Source organism: Flavonifractor sp. An112, assembly GCF_904377885.1.
GTDB lineage: Bacteria > Bacillota > Clostridia > Oscillospirales > Oscillospiraceae > Flavonifractor > Flavonifractor avicola.
The window spans coordinates 23,322-47,894 of sequence record NZ_CAJFGT010000010.1 but is presented as its reverse complement, the minus strand read 5'-3'; the positions used below and the strand labels follow the sequence as shown (position 1 = coordinate 47,894).

General features: G+C 60.0%; 25 protein-coding genes, 1 tRNA gene and 1 pseudogene. 17 read left to right on the top strand and 10 right to left on the bottom strand.

The window, feature by feature from the left end; translation table 11 throughout:
* The 3 genes and pseudogenes from IHN22_RS02855 to galT form a co-directional block, all read left to right on the top strand.
* Positions 1-573 (top strand): annotated as a pseudogene (locus IHN22_RS02855) (galactokinase); the annotation flags it as partial.
* 40 nt (positions 574-613) lie between these two features.
* A complete protein-coding gene (gene galE / locus IHN22_RS02850; protein ID WP_087187367.1) occupies positions 614-1,606 on the top strand; it encodes a UDP-glucose 4-epimerase GalE in 993 nt (330 codons plus the stop codon).
* Between the two features lie 2 nt (positions 1,607-1,608).
* Positions 1,609-3,099, top strand: coding sequence for a UDP-glucose--hexose-1-phosphate uridylyltransferase (gene galT / locus IHN22_RS02845; RefSeq protein ID WP_191433345.1), 1,491 nt, complete (start codon positions 1,609-1,611; stop codon positions 3,097-3,099).
* Between the two features lie 140 nt (positions 3,100-3,239).
* Here the strand turns inward: galT and IHN22_RS02840 are convergent, their stop codons facing one another.
* The 3 genes from IHN22_RS02840 to IHN22_RS02830 all read right to left on the bottom strand — a co-directional run bounded on the left by IHN22_RS02840 (position 3,240) and on the right by IHN22_RS02830 (position 4,331).
* The gene (locus IHN22_RS02840) at positions 3,240-4,031 is read right to left on the bottom strand and encodes a TraX family protein (protein ID WP_087328121.1); all 792 of its coding nucleotides are present in this window, start codon (positions 4,029-4,031) and stop codon (positions 3,240-3,242) included.
* Positions 4,028-4,273 (bottom strand): hypothetical protein, encoded by a 246-nt coding sequence (locus tag IHN22_RS02835; RefSeq protein WP_143383243.1) that lies wholly within the window; start codon positions 4,271-4,273, stop codon positions 4,028-4,030. Before IHN22_RS02835 ends, IHN22_RS02840 begins: the two co-directional genes overlap by 4 nt.
* Positions 4,246-4,331: transfer RNA gene (locus IHN22_RS02830), tRNA-Leu, on the bottom strand. The genes IHN22_RS02835 and IHN22_RS02830 overlap by 28 nt, the downstream gene beginning before the upstream one ends.
* A gap of 151 nt (positions 4,332-4,482) precedes the next feature.
* Here IHN22_RS02830 and IHN22_RS02825 point away from each other — a divergent pair.
* The 14 genes from IHN22_RS02825 to IHN22_RS02760 all read left to right on the top strand — a co-directional run bounded on the left by IHN22_RS02825 (position 4,483) and on the right by IHN22_RS02760 (position 18,038).
* Positions 4,483-5,874 carry a hypothetical protein gene (locus IHN22_RS02825; protein WP_191433344.1) on the top strand — a complete coding sequence of 464 codons (1,392 nt, stop codon included), beginning with the start codon at positions 4,483-4,485 and terminating at the stop codon, positions 5,872-5,874.
* A gap of 29 nt (positions 5,875-5,903) precedes the next feature.
* Entirely contained in the window at positions 5,904-6,590 is a 687-nt protein-coding gene (locus IHN22_RS02820; protein ID WP_087187359.1) for a response regulator transcription factor, read from the top strand.
* A 64-nt stretch (positions 6,591-6,654) separates the two neighbouring features.
* Complete coding sequence (locus tag IHN22_RS02815) at positions 6,655-8,073, top strand: sensor histidine kinase (RefSeq protein WP_242959421.1); 1,419 nt, start codon at positions 6,655-6,657, stop codon at positions 8,071-8,073.
* A 122-nt stretch (positions 8,074-8,195) separates the two neighbouring features.
* Positions 8,196-9,176, top strand: a complete 981-nt coding sequence (locus IHN22_RS02810; protein ID WP_191433343.1) for a DUF1385 domain-containing protein — start codon at positions 8,196-8,198, stop codon at positions 9,174-9,176.
* A 54-nt stretch (positions 9,177-9,230) separates the two neighbouring features.
* A complete protein-coding gene (gene prmC / locus IHN22_RS02805) occupies positions 9,231-10,094 on the top strand; it encodes a peptide chain release factor N(5)-glutamine methyltransferase (RefSeq protein WP_087187357.1) in 864 nt (287 codons plus the stop codon).
* A 41-nt stretch (positions 10,095-10,135) separates the two neighbouring features.
* On the top strand, positions 10,136-11,248 hold the full coding sequence (gene recA, locus IHN22_RS02800) for a recombinase RecA (RefSeq protein WP_087187356.1): 1,113 nt from the start codon (positions 10,136-10,138) through the stop codon (positions 11,246-11,248).
* Positions 11,235-11,885: a regulatory protein RecX gene (locus tag IHN22_RS02795; RefSeq protein ID WP_087388905.1), complete on the top strand. Its 651-nt coding sequence runs from the start codon at positions 11,235-11,237 to the stop codon at positions 11,883-11,885. The genes recA and IHN22_RS02795 overlap by 14 nt, the downstream gene beginning before the upstream one ends.
* The gene (locus tag IHN22_RS02790; RefSeq protein WP_191433342.1) at positions 11,885-12,460 is read left to right on the top strand and encodes a nitroreductase family protein; all 576 of its coding nucleotides are present in this window, start codon (positions 11,885-11,887) and stop codon (positions 12,458-12,460) included. Before IHN22_RS02795 ends, IHN22_RS02790 begins: the two co-directional genes overlap by 1 nt.
* Before the next feature lie 12 nt (positions 12,461-12,472).
* Complete coding sequence (gene rimO / locus IHN22_RS02785) at positions 12,473-13,792, top strand: 30S ribosomal protein S12 methylthiotransferase RimO (RefSeq protein WP_191433341.1); 1,320 nt, start codon at positions 12,473-12,475, stop codon at positions 13,790-13,792.
* Positions 13,793-13,798: 6 nt separating this feature from the next.
* Positions 13,799-14,326, top strand: coding sequence for a CDP-diacylglycerol--glycerol-3-phosphate 3-phosphatidyltransferase (gene pgsA / locus IHN22_RS02780; protein ID WP_087266262.1), 528 nt, complete (start codon positions 13,799-13,801; stop codon positions 14,324-14,326).
* Positions 14,326-14,961, top strand: a complete 636-nt coding sequence (locus tag IHN22_RS02775) for a DapH/DapD/GlmU-related protein (protein ID WP_087187351.1) — start codon at positions 14,326-14,328, stop codon at positions 14,959-14,961. The genes pgsA and IHN22_RS02775 overlap by 1 nt, the downstream gene beginning before the upstream one ends.
* Before the next feature lie 242 nt (positions 14,962-15,203).
* Positions 15,204-15,890: a serine O-acetyltransferase EpsC gene (epsC, locus tag IHN22_RS02770; RefSeq protein WP_191433340.1), complete on the top strand. Its 687-nt coding sequence runs from the start codon at positions 15,204-15,206 to the stop codon at positions 15,888-15,890.
* 13 nt (positions 15,891-15,903) lie between these two features.
* Positions 15,904-17,313: a cysteine--tRNA ligase gene (cysS, locus tag IHN22_RS02765; protein ID WP_191433339.1), complete on the top strand. Its 1,410-nt coding sequence runs from the start codon at positions 15,904-15,906 to the stop codon at positions 17,311-17,313.
* 152 nt (positions 17,314-17,465) lie between these two features.
* Entirely contained in the window at positions 17,466-18,038 is a 573-nt protein-coding gene (locus IHN22_RS02760) for an ECF transporter S component (protein ID WP_191433338.1), read from the top strand.
* Between the two features lie 33 nt (positions 18,039-18,071).
* On the opposite strand, the gene bcp is transcribed toward IHN22_RS02760, so the two are convergent.
* From bcp to iorA, 7 genes are read right to left on the bottom strand one after another with little or no spacing between them, the layout of a single operon-like run.
* A complete protein-coding gene (gene bcp, locus IHN22_RS02755) occupies positions 18,072-18,530 on the bottom strand; it encodes a thioredoxin-dependent thiol peroxidase (protein ID WP_087388909.1) in 459 nt (152 codons plus the stop codon).
* 1 nt (position 18,531) lies between these two features.
* A complete protein-coding gene (yaaA, locus tag IHN22_RS02750) occupies positions 18,532-19,281 on the bottom strand; it encodes a peroxide stress protein YaaA (protein ID WP_191433337.1) in 750 nt (249 codons plus the stop codon).
* Between the two features lie 14 nt (positions 19,282-19,295).
* Positions 19,296-20,462, bottom strand: coding sequence for a pyridoxal phosphate-dependent aminotransferase (locus IHN22_RS02745; RefSeq protein ID WP_191433336.1), 1,167 nt, complete (start codon positions 20,460-20,462; stop codon positions 19,296-19,298).
* A 24-nt stretch (positions 20,463-20,486) separates the two neighbouring features.
* Complete coding sequence (locus IHN22_RS02740; protein ID WP_087187148.1) at positions 20,487-20,918, bottom strand: ACT domain-containing protein; 432 nt, start codon at positions 20,916-20,918, stop codon at positions 20,487-20,489.
* A 15-nt stretch (positions 20,919-20,933) separates the two neighbouring features.
* A complete protein-coding gene (locus tag IHN22_RS02735; RefSeq protein ID WP_191433335.1) occupies positions 20,934-22,235 on the bottom strand; it encodes a phenylacetate--CoA ligase family protein in 1,302 nt (433 codons plus the stop codon).
* 19 nt (positions 22,236-22,254) lie between these two features.
* Positions 22,255-22,827, bottom strand: a complete 573-nt coding sequence (locus tag IHN22_RS02730; protein ID WP_191433334.1) for an indolepyruvate oxidoreductase subunit beta — start codon at positions 22,825-22,827, stop codon at positions 22,255-22,257.
* A 2-nt stretch (positions 22,828-22,829) separates the two neighbouring features.
* Positions 22,830-24,572, bottom strand: coding sequence for an indolepyruvate ferredoxin oxidoreductase subunit alpha (iorA, locus tag IHN22_RS02725; RefSeq protein ID WP_191433333.1), 1,743 nt, complete (start codon positions 24,570-24,572; stop codon positions 22,830-22,832).
* Between the last annotated feature and the right edge of the window lies 1 nt (position 24,573).

Below are 24,573 nucleotides of genomic sequence, written 5' to 3'. Positions count from 1 at the left end.
GGCCTGGGCTATGCCCTGTGTATCATCGACTCGGGGGCCAGCCACGCCGACCTGACGGCGGAGTACGCCGCAGTGCCCCAGGAGATGGGGGCGGTGGCAGCCTACTTTGGTAAACAGGTGCTGCGGGAAGTGGAGGAGGATCAGGTGATCCAGGCCCTGCCCCAGCTGCGGAAGGCGGTAGGGGACCGGGCGGTGCTCCGTGCCCTCCACTTCTTTGCCGACGACAAGCGGGTGAAGCTGGAGGCCGACGCCCTGGAGCAGGGAGATATGGATACCTTCCTGGAAGTGGTGAAACAGTCGGGCCGTTCCTCCTGGGATCTGCTCCAGAATATTACTCCCATCGGCGCGGTGAAGGAGCAGGCCATGGCGGTGGCGCTCACCGTGGCGGAGCGGGCTCTGTCCGGCCGGGGCGCTTGCCGGGTTCACGGCGGAGGCTTTGCCGGTACCATCCAGGCCTTTGTGCCGCTGGATCTGCTGGAGAGTTTCCGCAAGCAGGTGGAGGCCTGCCTGGGGAAGGGCAGCTGTCATGTGCTGTCCATCCGCCCTGTGGGCGGCACCGTTCTCTGGCCCTGAACAAGTGCATACAGTGAAGTGAAAGGAGCGCGTCTGAACAATGGCGATTTTGGTATTGGGCGGAGCCGGATACATCGGCTCCCATACGGTATATGAACTGATTGACGCCGGCCGGGACGTGGTGGTGGCCGACAACCTGCAGACTGGCTTCAAAGCCGCAGTCCATCCCAAGGCAAAATTCTATCAGCTGGACATCCGGGATCGGGGGGCTCTGGATACCCTGTTCCAGGCCGAGGACATCGAGGGCGTCATCCACTTTGCCGCCTCCTCCCAGGTGGGAGAGTCCATGTCCGATCCTCTGAAGTACTATGACAACAACCTCCACGGCACCATGGTGCTCCTCCAGTCCATGGTGGCCCACGGCGTGGACAAGATCGTATTCTCTTCCACCGCCGCCACCTACGGTGAGCCGGAGCGGGTGCCCATCCTGGAGGACGACCGTACTGTGCCCACCAACTGCTACGGCGAGACCAAGCTGTCCATGGAGCACATGATGAGCTGGGTTTCCAAGGCCCACGGCCTGAAATACGTGGCCCTGCGCTACTTCAACGCCTGCGGTGCCCATATCTCCGGCCAGATCGGCGAGGCCCACAATCCTGAGACCCATCTGATCCCCATCATTCTCCAGGTGCCCCTGGGACAGCGGGAGGCGGTCAGCGTCTTTGGCGACGACTATCCCACCAAGGACGGCACCTGCATCCGGGACTATATCCATGTCACCGATCTGGCCCAGGCTCACATTTTGGCTCTGGATTACCTGCTCAAGGGCGGGGAGAACAACGTGTTCAACCTGGGCAACGGTGTGGGCTTTACCGTAAAGGAAGTAGTGGACGTGGCCCGGGCAGTTACCGGACACCCCATCCCCGCCAAGATGGCTCCCCGCCGGGCGGGCGATCCCGCTCAGCTCATCGCCTCTTCGGAGAAGGCCATCAAGGTGCTGGGCTGGAAGCCTCAGTACAACGACCTGAACACCATCGTGGCCTCCGCCTGGGCCTGGCATAAGAGCCATCCCAACGGCTTTGAGGAGGGCTGAGCATGGAGCGTGACCAGGCTATTGCCAAGCTGGTGTCCTACGCCGTGGAGAAGGGTCTTGTCCGGCCTGAGGAGCAGATCTGGGCAGTAAACACCCTGCTGGACATCCTGCGGGTGGACAGCTGCGCCCTGCCGGAAGTGGGACAGGTAGGGGAGGAGGAGTTGCCCGTCATTCTGGGCGCCCTTACCGACGACGCCTGTGCCCGGGGAATGCTGCCCGAGGACACCGTAACTTACCGGGACCTGTTTGACACCCGGCTCATGGGAGCCCTTACGCCTCGTCCCGCCCAGGTCATTGACACCTTCAACGACCGGTTCCGTCAGGACCCCAAGGCGGCTACCGATTGGTACTATAAATTCAGCCAGGACACCAACTATATCCGCCGGGACCGCATTGCCAAGGACGTGCAGTGGAAGGCCCAGACCGAGTATGGCGAGCTGGACATCACCATCAATCTGTCCAAGCCGGAGAAGGACCCCAAGGCCATTGCGGCGGCCCGCAACCTGCCTGCTTCCGCCTATCCCCGGTGCCAGCTGTGTGCCGAGAATGAGGGATATGCCGGACGGGTAAACCATCCCGCCCGCCAGAACCACCGCATTGTGCCCATTACCATTAACGGTTCTCCCTGGTTTTTGCAGTATTCTCCCTATGTGTATTACAATGAGCACTGTATCTGCCTGAACAGTGTCCATACCCCCATGAAGATCGACAAGGCCTGCTTCGGCAAGCTGCTGGACTTCGTGGGTCAGTTCCCCCACTACTTCGTGGGGTCCAACGCCGACCTGCCCATTGTAGGCGGCTCCATCCTGGCCCACGACCATTTCCAGGGCGGCTGCTATACCTTCGCCATGGAGAAAGCACCGGTGGAGGCCCCCTTCACCTTCCCGGGCTATGAGGATGTGCAGGCCGGCATTGTCAAGTGGCCCATGTCGGTGGTGCGCCTTACCTGTGCCGATCCCCAGCGGCTCATTGACCTGGCCGACCGCATCCTGACCAGCTGGCGGGGCTATACCGATGAGAGCGCTTTCATCTACGCCGAGACCGACGGTGAGCCTCACAACACCATTACCCCCATCGCCCGGCGGCGGGGGAGCGACTACGAGCTGGACCTGGTGCTGCGTAACAACATCACCACCGAGGAGCATCCCCTGGGCGTCTATCACCCCCATGCCGAGCTCCACCACATCAAGAAGGAGAACATCGGCCTCATCGAGGTCATGGGCCTGGCGGTACTGCCCGCCCGGCTCAAGACCGAACTGGCGGCGGTGGCGGACAAGCTGGCACAGGGCGGCGACCTGCGCTCCGACCCGCTGACTGCAGCTCATGCTGACTGGGCAGAGGGCTTTGCTTCCCAGGTTACTCCTGACAATGCCCTGGATGTGGTCTACCATGAGACCGGCCTGGTGCTTGCCAAAGTGCTGGAACACGCCGGTATCTACGCCCGTACTCTGGAGGGCAAGGAGGCCTTCCTCCGTTTCCTGAGCCAGGTGTAAGGCAGTTTAACTTCATATCACTGAGATCCCCCGGCGCGACCAGCGCCGGGGGATCAGTGCGTCGAAGGATTTTTCTGGTACAAATTTTATTTCTTTATAAACTGTGCGGGAACAGCATCTGCGCTGTTCCCGCATTTTTCTCAGAGTGTTTGCAGAAATCCCAGCACCAAAAGGTGAAGCGGGTAAAAGATGTAGAAAAACCATTTTGAGAAGCTGCTTTTTGACCCGTGCTGTCCTTTATAGAAAGAAAGCAGGATGATGGGAATGAATGCCCCGATATTTTGGAGCGAGTATAAGTAATATTCTGTATCAATATAAAAAGTGTGGTCATAAAACAGGGAGAAGAAGGGACTTGTAAGCATGGTAAGTATCTCCATATTGAGCAGAACTACCATACAGTATGCAAATGCCTGGTGTTTAAAGTTCGTATAGAAGTAATCCAAAACAAGGATGATTATAATGCCTGTACAGCCCCAATCCGCCGGAACACAGAGAATGATCAGAGCCAAAATTAAAAGTGTTTTGAGGACCGGATTTTTTAGATGTGCATTCCTGCGGATGTGTATGGCCAATACACCTAAAAGAATGGTGTAGATCACATTTGGACGCATAACTGGAGCACCCGACAGGTCGCCGCCGTACTTAAAATACAAAAACGGGAGCCAGCTGATGATTGCAAATACAGCCAAGCGAAGGATATATCTGCGGATATTGCTTGTATGATGGTACCCCTCCACGGCGGAAAAGAACATAATGGGGCCTGTTATTCTTCCAATGGTATGCATAAGAATGGCCAGAGGCGTGCCCAGGGGTACAAATGCAAAGGCGATATGGTCGATGGTCATTGCCAAAATTGCAATGTATTTCAGTGTGTTTAAGGATATCCCGTGATCTGCTGCGTCCCTGGAGCGCGTAAGCTGGTTGGCAATCATTTTCCTTCTCCTTGAATGAACTTTAATTTTTGCAAATGATACCACATATTGAAACAAAAATTATTAAAAATTTCTGATAAAGCGGTAAAAATCAAACCGCAGCCCAGCGGAGCGGGTTCGATTTGGAAAGGAGGAGCAAGGGAGCGGGCAGATGACTTCTTTTTTTGCCACGGGCATAAAAAGACGTCGGAGCAAAGCGAACTTTGCTCCGACGTGGTGCCGGTGGTGGGACTCGAACCCACACGATGTTGCCACCAACGGATTTTGAATCCGTCACGTCTACCATTCCATCACACCGGCATCTTATATGAGGTCTGGATGGTATTATACACGAATTGCGGACAGATGGCAAGCCCTGTAATCGGAATAAATTCAGAAAACGCCATACCATTTCACCGGAAGATGTGTTATGATAACACTATCGAAAATTCCCACGGAGGGCAGAAAATCCATGAAAAAACTCAGACTGATTTTGGCGGCAGGGCTGTTAATGCTGCTGACAGGCTGCTTTTCCCAGTCGGTGGACGACCTTTACGCCCCGCCCAGAGCGCCGGACGACTATCTGAAGCTGGATAATAAGATCAACGAAGTCCTTAACGCCGGCGGCGAGTACGCCGCCCCCCTCACCGGAGAACTGACCCAGAAGGTACAGCTTCAGGATCTGGATGGCGACGGTGTTCAGGAGGCCATCGCTTTTTTCCGGGTCAGTTCGTCGGAGCGCCCCCTGAAGATCTACATTTATCGTCAGACCGGAGACGACTATGAGGTGGCGGCCATTATTGAAGGCGAGGGTTCGGCCATCAACTATGTCTCCTATGAGAATTTGGACGACAGTCCCAGCAAGGAGATCATCGTCAGCTGGCAGATGATGAGCGATCAGAACCACTCCCTGGCTGCCTATTCCATTCATAACGGCCAGGTACTGGAGCTGATGCGTACCAATTATACCAATTTCCAGATCTGCGATATGGACCAGGATGGCCAGGACGAGGTCGTGGTGATCCAGACCGGCGCCACAGAGGAGAGCAACCGGGTGGAGTTGTACAACTACAAAAACGGCATCTTGGGATTGGACTCCTCGGCGCTCCTGTCCCACAATGTTACCAGCCTGCCGGAGGGCGGAGTTAAGACTGGATATTTGCAGGATAACATCCCGGCGGTTTTTGTCAGCTCTGCCTATGGCCGCAGCGGCAGCGAGACCGATTACGATTCCAGCACCGCCTACAGCCAGACCGGGCAGATCACCGATATTTTCGCCTGGAAAAACGGACGGATCCAGAACATCACCCTGGATCCTGAGACAGGGGAGAGTGACAATACCATCCGTTGGTATACAGCGGTGACAGCAAAAGACATCAATAATGACGGCATTATGGAGCTGCCTGACCCCTATGCGCTGCCTGATCCCAGCAGCACCAGCATTGCGGTGAACTTCTGGGCCATCCGCTGGCGGCAGTACGATATCAACGGCAACTCCCATCCGGTCTTCTCCACCTACTACAACGATCAGGACGGCTGGTATTTTATCCTGCCGGATAGCTGGGACGGCAAGATCACATTGTCCCGCAGCGACGTGGCCGGCGGGGGAGAGCGGGCGGTCATCTTCTCCTGCTGGGAGGGAGACGCCAGTGTGGACCCGGCCCCATTCCTGGTGATCTACACCCTGCGGGGTGACAACCGCTATATGCGGGCCAATATGTCGGGCCGCTTCCGGCTGCTGGAGGGGGATGACGACAGCGACACCATCTATGCCGCCCGCTTCATCCAGAACAGCTGGGATTGCGGACTGGACGAGAGTGGCGTGAAGGCACACTTTGCACTGATTACCAACGACTGGTCCTGACACGGACAGGAATATAAGGAGGGAATGGGATGAAAAAGGTACTCGTACTGGAAGACGAGGCCAACATCCGCAGCTTTGTGGTCATCAACCTGAAGCGGGCCGGTTATGAGGCCATCGAGGCCGAGACCGGCGAGGAGGCCCTGGCCCAGCTCAAGCGCAATCCAGATATCAAGGTGGCGCTGCTGGACATCATGCTGCCTGATATGGACGGCTTTGAGGTATGCCGCCGTATCCGGGCGGGGGACAATAACATCGGCATCATTATGCTCACCGCCCGCACTCAGGAGATGGATAAGGTCACCGGGCTGATGACCGGCGCCGACGACTATGTGACCAAGCCCTTTTCTCCGGCGGAGCTCACCGCCCGCATTGATGCCCTGTACCGCCGTACCGGCGGGGCGGAGGCGGTGGATACCGGCGAGATCAGTCAGCCACCCTTCCTGCTGAACACCCGCAACCGAACTCTGGAGAAGAACGGACAGCGGGTTAAGTTGACCCAGGTGGAGTATTCCATTATGAAGCTGTTTATGGACAATCCGGGGAAGGCTCTGTCCCGGGAGGAGATCCTGGACTCCGTGTGGGGCCGGGACTATTTCGGCGAGCTGAAAATCGTGGACGTGAATATCCGCCGCCTGCGCATCAAAATCGAGGACGACCCGACGAATCCTACCTTTATAACAACGGTATGGGGCTACGGCTACAAGTGGGGCTTCTGACGGCGGCCACCCAACCCTGTGACGCGCTATTTTTTATCAAACCCAGGTGGTGAAACATCGACCTATGAAGAAAATCAAAGGCATCCGCGGCATTCGGAAGCGGTGGATGGTCAACTCCATCAGCGTGGTGCTCTTCATCGTGCTGCTGGCGGTGACTGCCTTTTCCGCAGCCATGGGCAGCTACTACTATTCGACCCTCAGCGAATCTCTGTCCCAAAAGGCGGAAAGCGCGGTGCGCAGCTTCAACTACTACCGGGCCAGCGGCGACTCCTACTATGAGTATGCCCGGACGCTGGTGGGCAGCGACCAGTCCAGCGACCAGCTGGAGGTGGAGTTCCTGGACGCCAGCGGCCAGATCCGCTACTCCAGTTCGGACCTGACTGCCTTCCGTTCTCCGGGTACCCCTGATATCTCCAAGGCGCTGAGCCAGGGCAAGACCGAGGTGTGGACCGGCTCCGACCCCAGTACTGGGGAGCATATTATGGCTGCCACCAGCCCCCTCATCATCGACGGGGAAGTGGTGGGTGCCATGCGCTACGTTACCTCTCTGCGGAATGTGGACTGGCAGATCGTTATTGTGGTAGCCATCTCCCTGGGCATCGGTATGGTGATCCTGGCTATTGTTTACTTTTCCAACCTGTACTTTGTCCGCTCCATTGTGGAGCCGGTGGCGGGAATTACGGAGACCGCCAAGCGCATCGCCGCCGGGTCCTACGGCGTGCAGATCGAAAAGCGCTTTGACGACGAAATCGGTGATTTGACCGACGCCATCAATGATATGTCTCTGAAGATCAACCAGAGCGAGAAAATGAAGAATGAATTTATCTCCTCGGTGTCCCACGAGCTGCGTACCCCTCTGACGGCCATCAACGGCTGGGCGGAGACCATCATGAACGGCGAGGTGCGGGACGGCGCCGATGTGAAGAAGGGCATGGGCATCATCGTCTCTGAGGCCCGGCGGCTGACCAACATGGTGGAGGAGCTGCTGGAGTTCTCCCGCATCCAGGACGGTCGTTTCACCCTGTCGGTGGAGCCCATGGACATCAAGGCGGAGCTGGAGGACGCGGTATACACCTACCGGGAGTTCTTCCGCCGGGAGGGCATCGAGCTCAACCATTTCGACTGCGACGAGGAGTTTCCGCCCATTGAAGGCGATCCGGAGCGGCTGCGGCAGGTATTCTGCAACCTACTGGACAACGCCGCCAAGCACGGCGGCTCGGGTAAACGCATTGATACCGCCATCCGGCGGGAGGAGGATATGGTGGTCATCACCATCCGGGACTACGGTCCTGGCATTCCCGAGGAGGAGCTGCCCCACGTCAAGTACAAGTTCTACAAGGGTTCCTCCAAGGCCCGAGGCTCCGGCATCGGCCTGGCGGTGTGCGATGAGATTGTCAGCCGCCATGAGGGTGTACTGGAGATCGGCAACGCCGAGGGGGGCGGCTGTATCGTCACCGTCCGTCTGCCCATCCAGCCCCAGTGAGGAAATGTCAGGCAAATCGAACATCTGTTTTAAAAAAGAGGCCCGCACCCCTTGCAATCGGGGTGCGGGTCTGATACAATATGTTAGATATGAATCCAAATAGCAAGGAGAACATGGAACGAATGTCAAAACAGACGAAACGTGCCTGCGACACGCCGTATAAGACCATGATCGGCGGTCAGGCCCTCATCGAAGGCATCATGATGCTGGGGCCGGAGAAAAAGGCCGTGGTGGTCCGCAAGCCGGACGGGGAACTGGCCGAGCAGGTAGAGGAGCGGGTGCTCATCAAGGACAAGCATCCGGTGCTGGGTGTGCCCTTCATCCGGGGCGTCTTTAACTTCTGTTCCTCCATGGCCAACGGCGTCAAGGCGCTGATGTACTCCGCATCCTTCGTGCCTGAGGACGAGGAGGAGCCGGAGGAACCCTCTAAATTTGAGCAGTGGCTGGACAAGCACCTGGGCAGCGAAAAGGCGGCCTCCGCCCTGGTGACCCTGGCGGTGGTGCTGGGTATCTGCTTCTCGGTGGGACTCTTTATTCTGCTGCCTACCGCCCTGGTGGGCCTATTGGGCCACTTTACCCCCCTGGCCATGTGGCTGCGCAACGTGCTGGAGGGTGTGGTTCGTATTGTGATCTTTGTGGGCTATCTGATCCTGTGCTCCCACATGAAGGATATCCATCGGGTATTCCAATATCACGGGGCGGAGCATAAGACCATCTTCTGCTATGAGCACGGTCTGCCCCTGACGGTGGAGAATGTGCGCAAGCAGCCCCGGCACCATCCCCGCTGCGGCACCAGCTTCCTGTTCGTGGTCATCGTGGTGAGTATCCTGCTGTCCAGCGTGGTCTTCTCCTTTGTGGAGGTGACCAACACCTTTCTGCGGATGGGTCTGCATCTGCTGCTGCTGCCGGTGATCGTCAGCCTGACCTACGAGTTCAACCGCCTGGTGGGCCGCCATGACAACTGGTTCACCCGCATGATGTCCGCTCCCGGTATGTGGCTCCAGAACTGGACCACCTTTGAGCCGGACGACTCCATGATTGAGGTGGGCATCCGGGCCTTTACCCTGGTGCTGCCCCAGGAACAGGGCAAAGATCGGTGGTAACACCCAATAAAGGTGTTTTGAGAGAGAACAAGAGAGACGAGGAGTGGTTACAGCATGGCAACCACCTACAACAACCTCTATCTGGACGTACGCCGCCGCCTGCGGGAAGCAGGGGTGGAGGGTGCCCAGCTGGAGGCCCGGGAGTTGGTGTGCGCTGCCGCCGGAAAGAACCGGGAGCAGTATTACCGGGATATGGCCCTCTATGCTTCTGACGCGGTGGAGGAGAAGCTGAAGGAGCTGGTGGAGCGGCGGCTGTCCGGAGAACCGGTGGCCTACATCATTGGGGAGTGGGAATTTTACGGCCTGTCTCTCACCGTCAACCGGGATGTACTCATCCCCCGCATGGATACTGAACTGCTGGCTGAGCGGGCCATTCTGCTGGCCCGGGCGGCAGGGGAGGGGGCACGGGTGCTGGATCTGTGCGCTGGCAGCGGCTGCGTGGGTCTGGCGGTGGCCTCCAACGTGCCCGACTGCCGGGTGGTGCTGGCTGACCTGAGCGAGGCGGCCCTGAAAACCTGCAAGCAGAATATCCGACGGTGTGACCTGAATGCCCGGGTGACCTGCTTCCAGGCCGACGCCCTTCAGCCTCCGGACGGAGCGCTGTGGGATTTTGACGTCATTGCCTGCAACCCGCCATACATTCCCACCGGAGATATTGCCGGGCTGGACCGCTCTGTCCGGGATTTTGAGCCTCGTACCGCTCTGGACGGCGGCGCCGACGGCCTGGATTTCTACCGGGCGGTGACTGCCCAGTGGGGCCCCGCTTTGCGGCTGGGCGGCTCCCTCCTTTTTGAGGTGGGGATTGGACAGGCTCCGGATGTGGAGCAGCTGCTGATTGAGCAGGGCTTCTCTAACGTGCAGTCCAGTCAGGACACCCAGGGCATCTGGCGTGTGGTGGAAGGCGTTTTGAATCGGTAAGGGCGGGCTTCTGGCCCGCCGTGAAAGGATGAAAAGGATACATGGCAGACAAGAAGAAATCTGTGGTGGAGAGCGCCGCTCCCGCCTCTGACAAGAAAAAGGCGCTGGAGACCGCCATGGCCCAGATCGAGAAGGCCTACGGCAAGGGCTCCATCATGCGCTTGGGCGACAACGCCGACATTGTGGTGGAGGCCATCCCTACCGGCTCTCTGTCCCTGGACCTGGCCCTGGGCATCGGCGGCGTCCCCAAGGGACGTATCATTGAGATCTATGGCCCCGAGTCCTCCGGTAAAACCACCCTGGCCCTCCACATTGTGGCCGAGGCCCAGAAGCGGGGTGGCGAGGTGGCCTTTATCGACGCCGAGCACGCCCTGGATCCCTACTATGCCCGGGCTCTGGGCGTGGACATCGACTCCATGCTTATCTCCCAGCCCGACACCGGCGAGCAGGGCCTGGAAATCTGTGAAGCCCTGGTCCGCTCCGGCGCCATCGACGTGGTGGTGGTGGACTCGGTGGCTGCCCTGACCCCCCGTGCCGAGATCGAGGGCGACATGGGCGACTCCCATGTGGGTCTGCTGGCCCGCCTCATGAGCCAGGCTCTGCGGAAGCTGGCTGGCTCCATTGCCAAGACCAACTGCGTGGTCATCTTTATCAACCAGCTGCGCGAAAAGGTGGGCGTTATGTACGGCAACCCGGAGGTCACCACCGGCGGCCGGGCTCTGAAGTTCTATGCCTCCGTCCGTATGGATGTGCGCCGGGTGGAGTCTTTGAAGAATGGCTCTGAGATCATTGGTAACCGTACCCGGGTCAAGGTGGTCAAGAACAAGGTTTCTCCTCCCTTCAAGGAGGCGGAGTTTGACATCATGTACGGCGAGGGCATCTCCAAGGTGGGCGAGATCCTGGATCTGGCCACCAAGCTGGACCTGGTTCAGAAGTCGGGTTCCTGGTTTGCCATGGGTGAGACCCGTCTGGGTCAGGGCCGGGATGCTGCCAAGCAGTACCTGAAGGACAACCCGGAGGTATGCGATCGGCTGGAGGCCGACATTCGGAAGAACTCCTACAAGCTGATGAGCAGCCAGGCCCGGGCCGCTGCCCGTGCTGCTGGCCGGGCGGTGGATGTATCCGCCGAGGACTTCGAGGATGCGGATCAGTAAGCTGGCCCCCTCGGAGCGCATTCAAGGCCGCTGGCTGTGCCACCTGGAGGATGGGACCATCCTCCGCATCACAGAAAATGAGATCGTCGCCTTTGGGCTGTGCTCAGGCCTGGAGCTGAGCCAGGAGCAGTTAGAGCAGGTGGAACGGGCTGCCAAAGCCGCCGCTGTGCGGGACAAGGCTCTGGACCTGCTGGCTGCCCGACCCCTGTCCCGGAAGGAACTGGTGGACAAGCTGACTGCCCGGCCCCGGAACCGTGAGAAGGAACCGCTGGCTGACCGGGAGACCGCTGAAGCGGCGGCCGACCGGCTGGAGGAACTGGGCTACCTGAACGACGAGGCCTATGCCCGTACGGTGGCCGACCACTATGCTGCCAAGGGCTGGGGCCCGGCCCGCATCCGGGACGAACTCTATCGCCGAGGTGTGCCCCGGGACTATTGGGACGAAGCCCTGGAGGATCTGGAGGCTCCTGACGACGCTATTGACGCTTTTTTGCAGAAAAAACTCCGTGGGGCGGATCTCGCCGACCCCAAAAGTTATCAACGGGCGGCCAACGCCCTGGCCCGCCGGGGGTTCCGGTGGGAGGATATCAAAGAGGGCCTGCGCCGGTACGGCGGGGCACTGGAGGAGGAATTCTGATGGATACCCGCGAAGCCCTGATGACCCGCCGCAGCATCCGCCGCTATAAGGCCGACCCCATTCCGGAGGCCGATTTGAAGGACATCCTGGAGGCCGGTTTGGCTGCCCCGTCCGCTATCAACCTGCAGCATTGGTACTTTGTAGCCGTTCAGAGCCCCGAAGCTCTGGAGGAGGTCAAGACCATCATGGGCGGGGTAGTGGAGAAGTTCACCCCGGTGCTGGAGCAGCGCTTTGCCCGCAACCCGGAGCAGGTGGGTATCACCAACAAGTTCCTGTCCACTCTGGGAGGGGCGCCGGTATGTGTACTGGTGTTCTTCCTGAAACCTGACTATCCAGACCGGGACGGCGCCATGCAGAGCGTGTCCGCCGCCATTGAAAATGTACTGCTGGCTGCCTGGGACAAGGGGATCGGCTCCTGCTGGCTGTCCGCGCCCCAGCGGATGGGCTTCGGCCCCGCCTTTCAGGAGCGGTTTGCTCCTGACAAGGGAGAATACGTGGCGGCCATTACCCTGGGCTATCCTGATCAGCAGCCCCAAATGCCTCCCCGCCGGGAGGGCAGATATACCATCGTATAAGGAGGCAGTCTCTTGAAGATTGCATTTGTATCCCTTGGCTGTGCCAAGAATTTGGTGAATACCGAGCAGATGATGGCCCTGGTGAAGGCTGCCGGCCATACCGTTACCGGCGACCCCGAGGGGGCCGATGTGGCGGTGCTCAATACCTGCGGCTTTATCGATTCCGCCAAGAGCGAGGCCATCCAGAATATTTTGGAGCTGGCTGCCCTGAAGGACCAGGGTAAGCTGGGCAAGCTGCTGGTGGCGGGCTGTCTGACCCAGCGCTACCGGGATGAGATCCTGGAGGAACTGCCCGAGATCGACGGCATTCTGGGTACCGGCAGTTATACCGACATCGTGCCCGCTATCGAGTCTGTCATGGAAGGGGATACCCCCACCTACTTCGGGGATATCGACCATACCATCGAGGACGGTGCGCGCATCGTCTCCACGCCCCCCTATACCGCGTTCCTGAAGATTGCCGAGGGGTGCGACAACCGGTGTGCCTACTGCGTGATTCCCTCCCTCCGGGGCCGGTACCGCAGCCGCACCATGGAGTCACTGCTGGCTGAGGCCAAGAAGCTGGCCGATGACGGAGTGCAGGAGCTTATCGTCATCGCTCAGGACATCACCCGATACGGCACCGATCTGTACCATAAGCGGATGCTGCCGGAACTGCTGACCGAGCTGTGCAAGCTGCCCTTCCACTGGGTGCGGCTCCACTATCTGTACCCCGATGAGCTGGATGACGCCCTCATCGACGTCATTGCCCGGGAGCATAAGATTCTCAAGTATATTGATATCCCCCTCCAGCATATCAATGACCGTATCCTCAAGGCCATGAACCGGCGCTCCACCAAGGCGGAGATCATCGCCCTGCTGAAGAAGCTGCGGGAGCGGTTGCCCGGTCTGGTGCTGCGTACCTCCCTCATCTGCGGCCTGCCCGGCGAGACGGAGGAGGAGTTTGAGGAGCTGTGTGACTTCCTGCGGGAGAGCGGTATTGAGCGGGCGGGTATCTTCCAGTTCTCTCCTGAGGAGGGGACCCCCGCCGCCGTCATGCCTGATCAGGTGGACCCGGATACCGCAAAGCGGCGTGTGGAGCTGCTGGTGGAGCTCCAGAGCCGGGTGATGGACGCCTGGAACGAGAGTCGCCTGGGGGAGACCCTGGAGGTGCTGTGCGAGGGCTTTGATCAGGAGATGGGCTGCTACGCTGGCCGCTCCTATGCCGATTCCCCCGACGTGGACGGCAAGGTGTTCTTTACCGCCGCTGGTCTGGTGCCTGCGGGGACCTTTGTCAACGTGCGTATTACCGGTACCAGCGATGGTGACCTGACCGGGGAAATAGAGGAGTGACGTGTTTTGAATACCGCCAATAAGCTGACTTTGCTTCGGGTACTGCTCATCCCCGTCTTTCTGGTGGTGCTCTACCTCCAGTTCCCCTTCCATATGTACTATGCTCTGGCTGTGTTTATCCTGGCCAGCGTCACTGATTTTGTGGACGGCTATATTGCCCGTCACTACAACATGATTACCGATTTCGGCAAGTTCATGGACCCTCTGGCGGACAAGATGCTGGTCATGGCCGCCCTGCTGTGGTTCGTGGAGATGAACCGTTTCCCCGCTTGGGCGCTGCTCATTGTGGTGGTGCGGGAGTTTGCCGTTACCGGCCTGCGGCTGATCGCCGTGGAGCGGGGAAGGGTCATTGCCGCTGCCTGGTCGGGCAAGATCAAGACCGCCTCCACCATGGTGTGCATCTGCATTATGCTGGTGTTCCACAACCTGACCCTGGATGTGGTATGCGTGGCCATTATTTTGGCTACCACCATCTATTCCGGTATCGAGTATTTTGTAAAAAATAAGGACGTTATCGACTGGAGTAAAGTATAATGCTGGACTTTACCAGAACTTTGGAGGAGGACCGGCCCCTCATCCATCCCACCTGTGTGGTGAAAAACTGCACTTTTGGCCGCTATGTGGAGCTGGGGGACCACTGTATCGTGGAGGAGACCCATGTGGGGGACTACACCTACCTCTTCGGGTCCAACGATGTGATCTACTCCCATATCGGTAAGTTCAACTCCATTGCCACAGGGGTACGCATCAACCCGGTACAGCACCCGGCCAAGACCCGGGCGGCAGCCCACCATTTCACCTACCGCTGCGCCCACTACGGCTTCGGGCCGGATGATCAGGCTCTGCTCCAATGGCGGCGGGATAACCACCATGTTACCACGGGCAACGACGTGTGGATCGGCCACAACGCCGTCATCATGGCGGGGGTCACCCTGGGCCATGGCGCGGTGGTGGGGGCAGGGGCCGTGGTTACCCACGATGTGGCCCCCTATGAGATCGTGGGGGGCGTGCCCGCCCGACACATCGGCTGGCGGTACGATGAGGATACCATCGCCGCCCTCCTGCGCATCCAGTGGTGGGACTGGAGCCATGAAGAGCTGCGGGAGCGGCTGCGGGACTTTGACGACGTGGCATCCTTCTGCGCCAAGTATGACCCAGGTGTTCGTTGACTTGACACCAAATAGAAAACGTGGTAGTATACTATGGTAACCAAATAGCGCGAGGAACGGAAATAGTATCCAGCGAGTACCCGCCAGAGAGGGAACGTCACCGGCTGAGAGCGGTCCCAGGGAGTAACTGGAGAATGTGCGTCCGGGAGCGCGGGGGATGTGGATGCCCCCCGGCTGGCCCCGTCATCGGCCTTCGAGTGAGAAATGAGAGTGGAACCGCGATTTTATCGCCTCTTATGCGTATGCGTAAGAGGCGTTTTTCTTTGGAGGTGTTTTCTCTGACCCGACTTGGCGAGACCCTGCGGGCCTATCAGGCCCGCGACCCGGCGGCACGGAGCCGTCTGGAAATCTTTTTGCTCTATCCTGGCGTACACGCCATCATCTACCACCGGCTGGCCCATTTCCTCTACCGGCACCACCTGAAGTTCCTGGCCCGGTTTGTCAGCCAGTGGAGCCGGTTCTGGACCGGCATTGAGATCCACCCCGGGGCCAAAATCGGCCGCCGGTTCGTTATTGACCACGGCATGGGCATCGTTATCGGCGAGACCGCCGAGATCGGCGACGACTGCCTCATCTACCACGGCGTCACCTTGGGCGGTACCGGCAAGGACCAGGGCAAGCGCCACCCCACCCTGGGCAACAACGTGCTGGTGTCCACCGGCGCTAAGGTGCTGGGCCCCTTTAAGGTGGGAGACAACTCCCGCATTGCCGCCAACGCGGTGGTGCTCAGCGAGATCCCGCCCAACGCCACCGCCGTGGGTGTGCCCGCCCGGGTGGTGCGTATTGCCGGGGAGAAGGTGGACTACGCCTCCTCCGTGGACCAGATCCACGTTACCGACCCGGTACAGAAAGAATTGCAGGCCATCAGTTCCCGGCTGGAGTGGCTGGAAAAGCTGATGGATGAACAGGCCAGAAGCCAAAATCAATAAGGAGCGAATTGCCATGAAACTGTATAACTCCGCAAGCCACAAAAAGGAAGAGTTTGTCCCCCACGAGCCGGGCAAGGTGACCATGTACACCTGCGGCCCCACGGTGTACCACTTCGCCCACATCGGCAACCTGCGCAGCTACCTGATGGAGGACGTGCTGGAGAAATTCCTCCGCTACGACGGCTATGATGTGAAGCGGATTATGAACATTACCGACGTGGGCCATTTGGCCTCCGACGCCGACACCGGCGAGGACAAGATGGTGAAGGGCGCCAAGCGGGAGCACAAGAGCGTCATGGAGATTGCCAAGTTCTACACCGACGCCTTCTTTGCCGACTGCAAGAAGCTGAACATCAAGTACCCCGACGTGGTGCAGCCCGCCACCGGCATGATCGACGATTATATCAAGGTTATCACCAAGCTGCTGGACACCGGCTACGCCTATGTGGCGGGGGGCAACGTGTATTTTGACACCTCCAAGCTGGAGAAATACTATGTATTCAACGACCACGACGAGGAGGACCTGGCGGTGGGCGTCCGTGAGGGCGTGGAGGAGGATACCAACAAGCGCAACAAGAACGACTTTGTACTGTGGTTCACCAAGTCCAAGTTTGAGGATCAGGCCCTGAAGTGGGACTCCCCCTGGGGCGTGGGCTATCCCGGCTGGCACATCGAGTGCTCCTGCATCTCCATGAAGTATGCCGGCGAGTATCTGGATATCCACTGCGGCGGCATCGACAACGCCTTCCCCCACCACACCAACGAGATCGCCCAGTCTGAGGCCTATCTGGGCCATCCCTGGTGCAAATACTGGATGCACGTCCACCACCTGAACACCAACGACGGCAAAATGAGCAAGTCCAAGGGCGAGTTCCTCACCGTTTCCCTGCTGGAGGAGAAGGGGTACGATCCTCTGGTCTACCGCTTCTTCTGCCTGCAGTCCCACTACCGCAAGGGCCTGGTGTTCTCCTGGGAGAACCTGGACAACGCCAAAGTGGCCTACGATAAGCTGGTGGCCCGGGTGGCCGCTCTGTCAGAGGAGGGAGAAGTGGATCAGGCTGCCTTCGATCAGTACAAGGGCCAGTTCATCGAGGCGGTGGGCAACGACATGAACACCTCCCTGGGCGTCACCGCTCTGTACGACGTGCTCAAGGCCAATACCAACGACGCCACCAAGCGGGCCCTCATCGACAGCTTTGACCAAGTGCTGGGTCTGGACCTGCTGAAAAAGGCCGCCGCCCTGAACGAGAAGGCGTCCGCTCCGGTGGAGGGTGCCGAGGAGATCGAGGCCCTTATCGCCAAGCGGCTGGAGGCCAAGAAGGCCAAAGATTGGGCCACCGCCGACGCCATCCGGGATCAGCTCAAGGAGATGGGCGTGGAGATCAAGGACAGTAAGGAAGGGACCACCTGGACCCGGGTATAAGTTATGGAATCAGCGCCCGCCGGCATTGCCGGCGGGCGCTTCTGTTTTGTAAAACTGACCTTATAAAATAGAATAAAATTGACACTTTTAAAAAGATCAGATTAGAACTATACTGGAGGCACAGAAGAAAAACAGAAGGAAGGCGTTCCGGTATGGTAAATCAAAAAACCAGACGTATGGTCATGGCGGCGCTGCTTGCAGCACTGACCACCGCGGCTACCATGGTGATCCGGATCCCCACCCCGACCCTGGGGTACGTCCATCTGGGTGACAGCATGGTGCTGATCTGCGGTATTCTGTTGGGGCCGGGGCTGGGCGCGGCGGCGGCCGGAATCGGGTCAATGCTGGCCGACCTGTTCGGCGGCTTTACGGCATGGGCGCCGGGGACCTTTGCCATCAAGGCGCTGACGGCGCTGGTGGGCGGGAGCCTGTATCGCCTTTGCCTGAGCCGGGAACACATCGCCCCGCCGTTGCGTGTGATTTTGTGCGGCATTCCGGCAGAAGCGGTGATGGTCGCCGGTTATTTCCTCTATGAAGTGGGAATGATGGCCCTGGCAGGCAGCAGCCTGATTGCCGCTGCCGCCGCAGTACTGGCAGGCGTACCCTTCAATGTGGTGCAGGGATTGACGGGGATCGTGGTAGCGGTTGTGCTGCTGCCGGTACTCAGCCATGCAGGAGCTGGGGCAGAGATGCCGGCCCACAGAAGGAAGAGCCATAATTGCTGATTAAAAAAGCGCCCTCCAATGGAGGGCGCTTTTTTATCCACGCAAATAGGCCAGAATATCGGCGGCGTTGGTGTCCGGCTTCACCTTGGGCATCACCTTTTCGATGACGCCGTCGGCGTTGATAACGAAGGTGGAGCGGACCACCCCCATGGACACCTTGCCGTAGTTCTTCTTTTCCTGCCATACGCCGTAGGCCTGAATGGCGGTCAGCTCCGGGTCGGACAGCAGGATGAAGGGCAGCTCGTGCTTCTGGGCAAATTTCTGGTGAGAGGCCACCGAGTCCTTGCTTATGCCGATGACTACCGTGTCAAGGGCCTGGAATTCGTCATAGGCGGCGGCGTAGCCGCAGGCCTGCCGGGTGCAGCCGGGGGTGTTGTCCCGGGGGTAGAAATAGACCACCACCCGCTTGCCTCTAAACTGAGACAGGGTGACGGGGTTACCCTCCTTGTCGGGGAGGGTGAAGTCGGGAGCGACGGTACCCACTTCCAGCATATCAGGGTTCCTCCTTTAGGAAAACGTAGTGTTGGGGATTGGAATAGACGGGGGAGAAGGTATAGTCCAGCTGATCGAAGGCCTGGAGCTCCTCTGCCTGATGGATCGTACGCTCCGCCATCCAGCGGACCATCTCGCCCCGGGCCATCTTGCACATGGTGCCTTTTTCCACCACCTTGCCGTCCTTCTCCTCGCCAAAGGTACAAGTGAGGAAGGTTACAGAGGGGGGCAGATGAGGGGAGACCGCTTTGCTGTATTCCTTGGAGGCCAGATTGACCACCAGGTCGGTCTCAGCGGCCAGGGCCTCTGCCAGCTTGTTCCCCCAGAAGGCATACAGGTCCTTGTGTCCGTCCACCTTCAGGGGGGCGGCCATCTCCAGCCGGTAGGGAGTTACCCCGTCGAAGGGACGCAGCAGCCCGTAGAAGCCGGAGAGGATGCGCAGGTGTTCCTTTACATAGTCCAGCTGTGCCCGATCAAAGACGCCGGGGGCCATGTACTGGTACTGGATGCCCTCATAGGACAGCAGGGCGGGGGTGAGGCGGCCCTCCAGGTCCATATGGGCCAGCCGCTCCAAATTGAGGGCGGCGATGGAGTCATTGCACTTCCACAGCTTTTGCAGGGCGGGGCCGTCCATGGCCTTCAGCGCCGCCAACAGCCGCCCGGTCTCGGGCAGAAAGGCGGGCAGGCCCTCGGGGGCAAAGCTGTCGGTGTCCACCCGCATTTTCTTGGCGGGGGAGATGATGATGCGCATGGATTCCTCCCGGCTCAGGCCATTTTCTCCTTGATGTGGGACAGACGGTCCAGGGCCTCCAGCAGGGTCTCATCCTTCTTGGCGAAGTGGAGGCGGACGATGTTGGGCACGTCCTCCATGAAGAAGGAGGTGCCGGGTACGGCGGCCACGCCCACCTTCTGAGTCAGCTCCTCGCAGAACTCCACATCGGTCTGGCCCTTTTTCAGGTAGGGACCGATGTCGGCCAGCACGAAGTAGGTGCCCTGGGGATCGGTGTAGGGGATGCCGATGTTGTCCAGACCCTTGGTGAAGAGCTCCTTCATGTGGGCGTAGTGGGCCCCGAACTCCTCATAGTAGCTGTCGGGCATCTCCAGACCAGCGATGGCGGCCTCCATCAGGGGAGAGGGGGCACCCACGGCATTGAAGTCGTGGTACTGCTTGATCTTGTCCATTAGGTGCTTGGGGGCGATGGCGTAGCCCAGCCGCCAGCCGGTGATGGAGTAGGTCTTGGACAGGGAGGAGCAGGACACGGTGCGTTCCCACATACCGGGGATGGAGTTCATATAGGTGTGCTTGTGGGGGGCGTAGACGATGTGCTCGTATACTTCATCCATAATGGCGTACACATCGTACTTGATGCACAGGTCCGCGATGAGCTTCAGCTCCTCCTCGGTGAACACCTTGCCGCTGGGGTTGGAGGGGTTGCAGATGAGGATGGCCTTGGGGTGCTGCTTGAAGGCGTCCTCCAGTACGTTGGCGTCGAAGCCGAAGGCGGGGGGCACCAGAGGCACATAGATAGGCTCACAGTCGGCAAAGAGGGCCTGGGCGTGGTAGTTCTCAAAATAGGGGGAGAAGAGGATAATCTTATCCCCCGGGTTGGTGAGGGCAAAAATGGTATCCACCATGGCCTCGGTGGAGCCGATGGTCACTACCATCTCGGTCTCCGGGTCCAGGGTGCGGCCCATGAAGCGGCCGCACTTCTTGGCCAGAGCCTGGCGGAAGTTGGGGGCACCCATGGTGATGGGGTACTGGTGGGGGCCGGCATGGGCCACCTCAGCCAGCCGGTCCAGCAGCGCCTTGGGCGGGTCGAAGTCAGGGAAGCCCTGGGCCAGATTGATGGCGTTGTTGGCAATGGCGATGCGGGTCATCCGGCGAATGACGGAGTCGGTGAAATACTGGGTTTTCTTACTCAACGGCTGCATAACAGTTCAACCTCGCTTTTCTCGTTAATGGACGCCCAGCGCCTCGCCCCGGGCGGGGGGCATGGCGTTGGCCTGGAGCAGGCTGGCCAGCCCCACGGCGTCGGCCACACGGAAGATCATGCAGGCCTGGCCGTCCACCTGGCCAAAGACCGAGTAGACGTACTCCACATCAATGGATTCCTTGGCCAGCAGGGACAGAATACGGCCCAGGCCGCCGGGCTCGTCGGGTACCAACACTGCTACAACCGGGGTCATGGAGACGATGAAGCCGTGTTCCAGTAGCAGGGAGGCGGCCTGCTGGGGCTGATCCACGATCATGCGCAGCACGCCGTAATCGCTGGTTTCGGCGATGTGGAGGGCCCGCATATTGATCTGATGTTCGGACAGAATGGCGGTGATCTCCGCCAGCTGCCCCGCCCGGTTTTCCAGAAAGACAGAAATCTGTTGGATGGTCATAACCTTGCTCCTCTCTTAGATCTTCCGCTTGTCGATGACGCGGACCGCCTTGCCCTCGGAGCGCTGGATGGACTTGGGGGCCACCAGACGGACCTTGGCGTAGATGCCCAGCATGGCCTTGAGGGCAGCCACCACCTGCTTCTCCTTCTCGGCCACCTGGCTCAGCTGGTCGGAGAACATCTCCGGGGTCATCTCCACCAGCACCTCCATGGTGTCGGTGTTGTTCACCCGGTCCACAATGATCTGATAGTTAGGGGCGAAGCTCTGGCCCATGAGCACCGTCTCGATCTGGGACGGGAACACGTTGACGCCCTTGATGATGAGCATATCGTCGCTGCGGCCCATGGGCTTGCTCATCTTGATGTGGGTGCGGCCGCAGGGGCAGTCCTCATGGTGGAGCACGCAGATGTCACGGGTGCGGTAGCGCAGCAGGGGGAAGGCCTCCTTGGTGATGGAGGTGAACACCAGCTCGCCCTTGGACCCCTCGGGAAGGACCTCCCCGGTCTCGGGATCGATGATCTCGGCGATGAAGTGGTCCTCGTTGATGTGCATTCCGGTCTGGGCGGAGCACTCGAAGGACACGCCGGGCCCCGACAGCTCGGTGAGGCCGTAGATGTCGTAGGCCTTGATGCCCAGGGTTTCCTCGATGTTCTGGCGCATCTCCTGACTCCAGGCCTCGGCGCCGAAGATGCCCGCCTTCAGGGGGATCTGGTCGGGGGTGAGGCCCATCTCCTTCATGGTCTCGGCCAGATAGGCGGCATAGGAGGGAGTGCAGCACAGAATGGTGGCGCTTAGGTCCCGGATAAACATGATCTGCCGCTCGGTGTTGCCCGAGGAGGTGGGGATGGTAAGGCAGCCCACCTTGTGGGAGCCGCCGTTGAGGCCGGGGCCACCGGTGAACAGGCCGTAGCCGTAGCTCACCTGACACACGTCCTCGTTGGTGCCGCCGGCGGCCGTGATGGCCCGGGCGCAGCAGTCCTCCCACAGGTCGATGTCGTGCTGGGTGTAGAAGGCCACCACACGCTTGCCGGTGGTGCCGGAAGTGGACTGGATGCGCACACAGTCCTTCAGGGGACGGGCCACCAGGCCGTAGGGATAGGCCTCCCGCAGGTCGGCCTTGGTGACGAAGGGCAGCTTGTGCAGATCGTCCACACCCTTGATGTCCTCGGGGGTCAGGCCCTTCTCCTCCATCTTCTTGCGGTAGTAGGGGACGTTGTCCCATACGTTGCGCACCTGCTTGACCAGACGCTCATCCTGCCAGGCGCGGATTTGCTCCCGGCTGGCGCACTCAATGTCTTTCTGATAGTAACGCTCCATGCTTCTCTCTCCTCGCGGCTCAGGAATTTCTGCCCAGGTGGAAGGCTTTGCGGTTGAGTTCCAGGAATTTCTCCGGTACGCTGCGGGTCAGAGCCTGCTGCCAGGCCTCCTCCGGCAGGTCAAAGTACCGGGACAGACGGCCCATGAGCACCAGGTTCACTGCCTTGGGAGAACCGGCCTCCTCGGCCAGAGCCAGTGCGTCCATGGCGTCCACCAGCACTCCGGCCTTATTCATCTGGCCCACCAGGTCCTGGGGATAGGCGGCGGCGCCGGTGATAACAGGCATGGGGTTGATCTGCTGGGTGTTGGTGATGATGCGCCCGCCGCTCTTGAGGAAGGCGGTGTAGCGGGCGGCCTCCAGCAGCTCAAAGGAGACGATGAAGTCGGCCTCCCCCTGGTCGATGATGGGGGAGTACACCTTATCGCCGAAGCGGACATAGGTAACCACGCTGCCGCCCCGCTGGCTCATGCCGTGGACCTCGGACACCTTCACGTCATAGCCCTGGTCCAGCAGCAGACGGCCCAGCAGCTTGCTGGCCAGCAGGGAACCCTGGCCGCCCACGCCTACGATCATAATATTTTTCGTATCCATGTTCACACCTCCTCACCCGTCTGGAGGGCGTCAAACTTACACAGCTGCTGGCACACGCCGCAGCCCACGCACAGGGTGGCGTCCACCCCGGCCTTGCCGTCCGTCACCGAAATGGCGGGGCAGCCGATCTTCATGCAGGCCTTGCAGCCCACGCATTTGCCAGTGTCTACCGTCAGGGGCGCCTTGTGCTTGACGTATTTCAGCAGGGCGCAGGGACGGCGGGAGATAACCACCGATGCCTCGGGGGCGGCCAGCTCCTCCTTGATGACCTGCTCGCACTGGCTCAGGTCGTAGGGGTCCACCACCCGCACCCGGCGGATACCCACGGCCTTGCACAGGGACTCCAAGTCGATCTTGGTGCAGGGGTCTCCCTTCAGGTTGAAGCCGGTGGTGGGGTTTTGCTGATGGCCGGTCATGCCGGTGATGGAGTTGTCCAGGATAATAACAGTGGCGTTAGACTCGTTGTAGGCGATGTTGACCAGGCCCGTAATGCCCGAGTGCATGAAGGTGGAGTCACCGATGACTGCCACCGTCTTGCCGTCCATCTGGCCGCCGGAGGCCTTCAGGAAGCCGTGGATGCCGGACACCGAGGCCCCCATACAGATGGTGGAGTCGATGGCGGACAAGGGGGGTACCGCGCCCAGGGTATAGCAGCCGATATCGCCCAGCACGGTGAGCTTCATCTTGTTGAGGGTATAGAACAGGCCGCGGTGGGGGCAGCCGGCGCACATGACAGGGGGGCGGTTGGGAATGGGAGTCTCCAGGGTCTTGCCCGGCTGGGGGGCGGCAGTCAGCTTGGCGGCCACCTTGTTCTGGCTGAGCTCGTCGATGAGGGAGAAGGAGGCCTTGCCCTCCACCTCCAGGCCCAGCTCCCGGCACCAGGTCTCCAGGAAGCCGTCCAGCTCCTCCACCACCACCAGCTTGTCCACGCCGGCGGCGAAATCCCGGATCAGCTTGGAGGGCAGGGGCCACACCATGCCCAGCTTGAGAACGGGGTACTTGTCTCCCACCACTTCCTTTACATACTGGTAACTGGTGGAGGAGGTGAGGATGCCCATGCTGTGGTCGGCGCCTGCCTCGACCCGGTTGAAGGGGCAGCTCTCCGCCCAGTCAGCCAGGGCCTGGGTGCGCTGCTCCACCACTGGGTGGCGCAGCTTGGCGTAGCCGGGCATCATGATGTACTTGGCGGGGTTCTTCTCGTAGGGACGGGCGGAAGGCTCTACCCGCTCTCCGGTCTCCACCACGCTCTGGGAGTGGGACACACGGGTACACATCTTGAGGAGCACCGGGGTATCGAACTGCTCGGACAGCTCATAGGCCGCCTTGGTGAAGGCCAGAGCCTCGGCGGAGTCGGCGGGCTCCAGCATGGGCAGCTTGGCCGAGCGGGCGTAGTGGCGGGAGTCCTGCTCATTCTGGGAGGAGTGCATCCCGGCGTCGTCGGCCACAGCGATAATCATACCGGCGTTGACGCCGGTATAGGCGATGGTGAACAGGGGATCGGCGGCCACGTTGAGGCCAACGTGCTTCATACCGCAGAAGGACCGCTTGCCCGCCAGACAGGCGCCGAAGGCGGTCTCCATGGCCACCTTCTCGTTGGGGGCCCATTCGGCGTACACCTCGGGGAACTTGGCTACCGCCTCGGTGATTTCGGTGCTGGGGGTGCCTGGGTAGCTGGAGACAACGGCGCAGCCTGCCTCATAGAGGCCCCGGGCCACGGCTTCGTTGCCGAGCATCAGGGTTTTCATG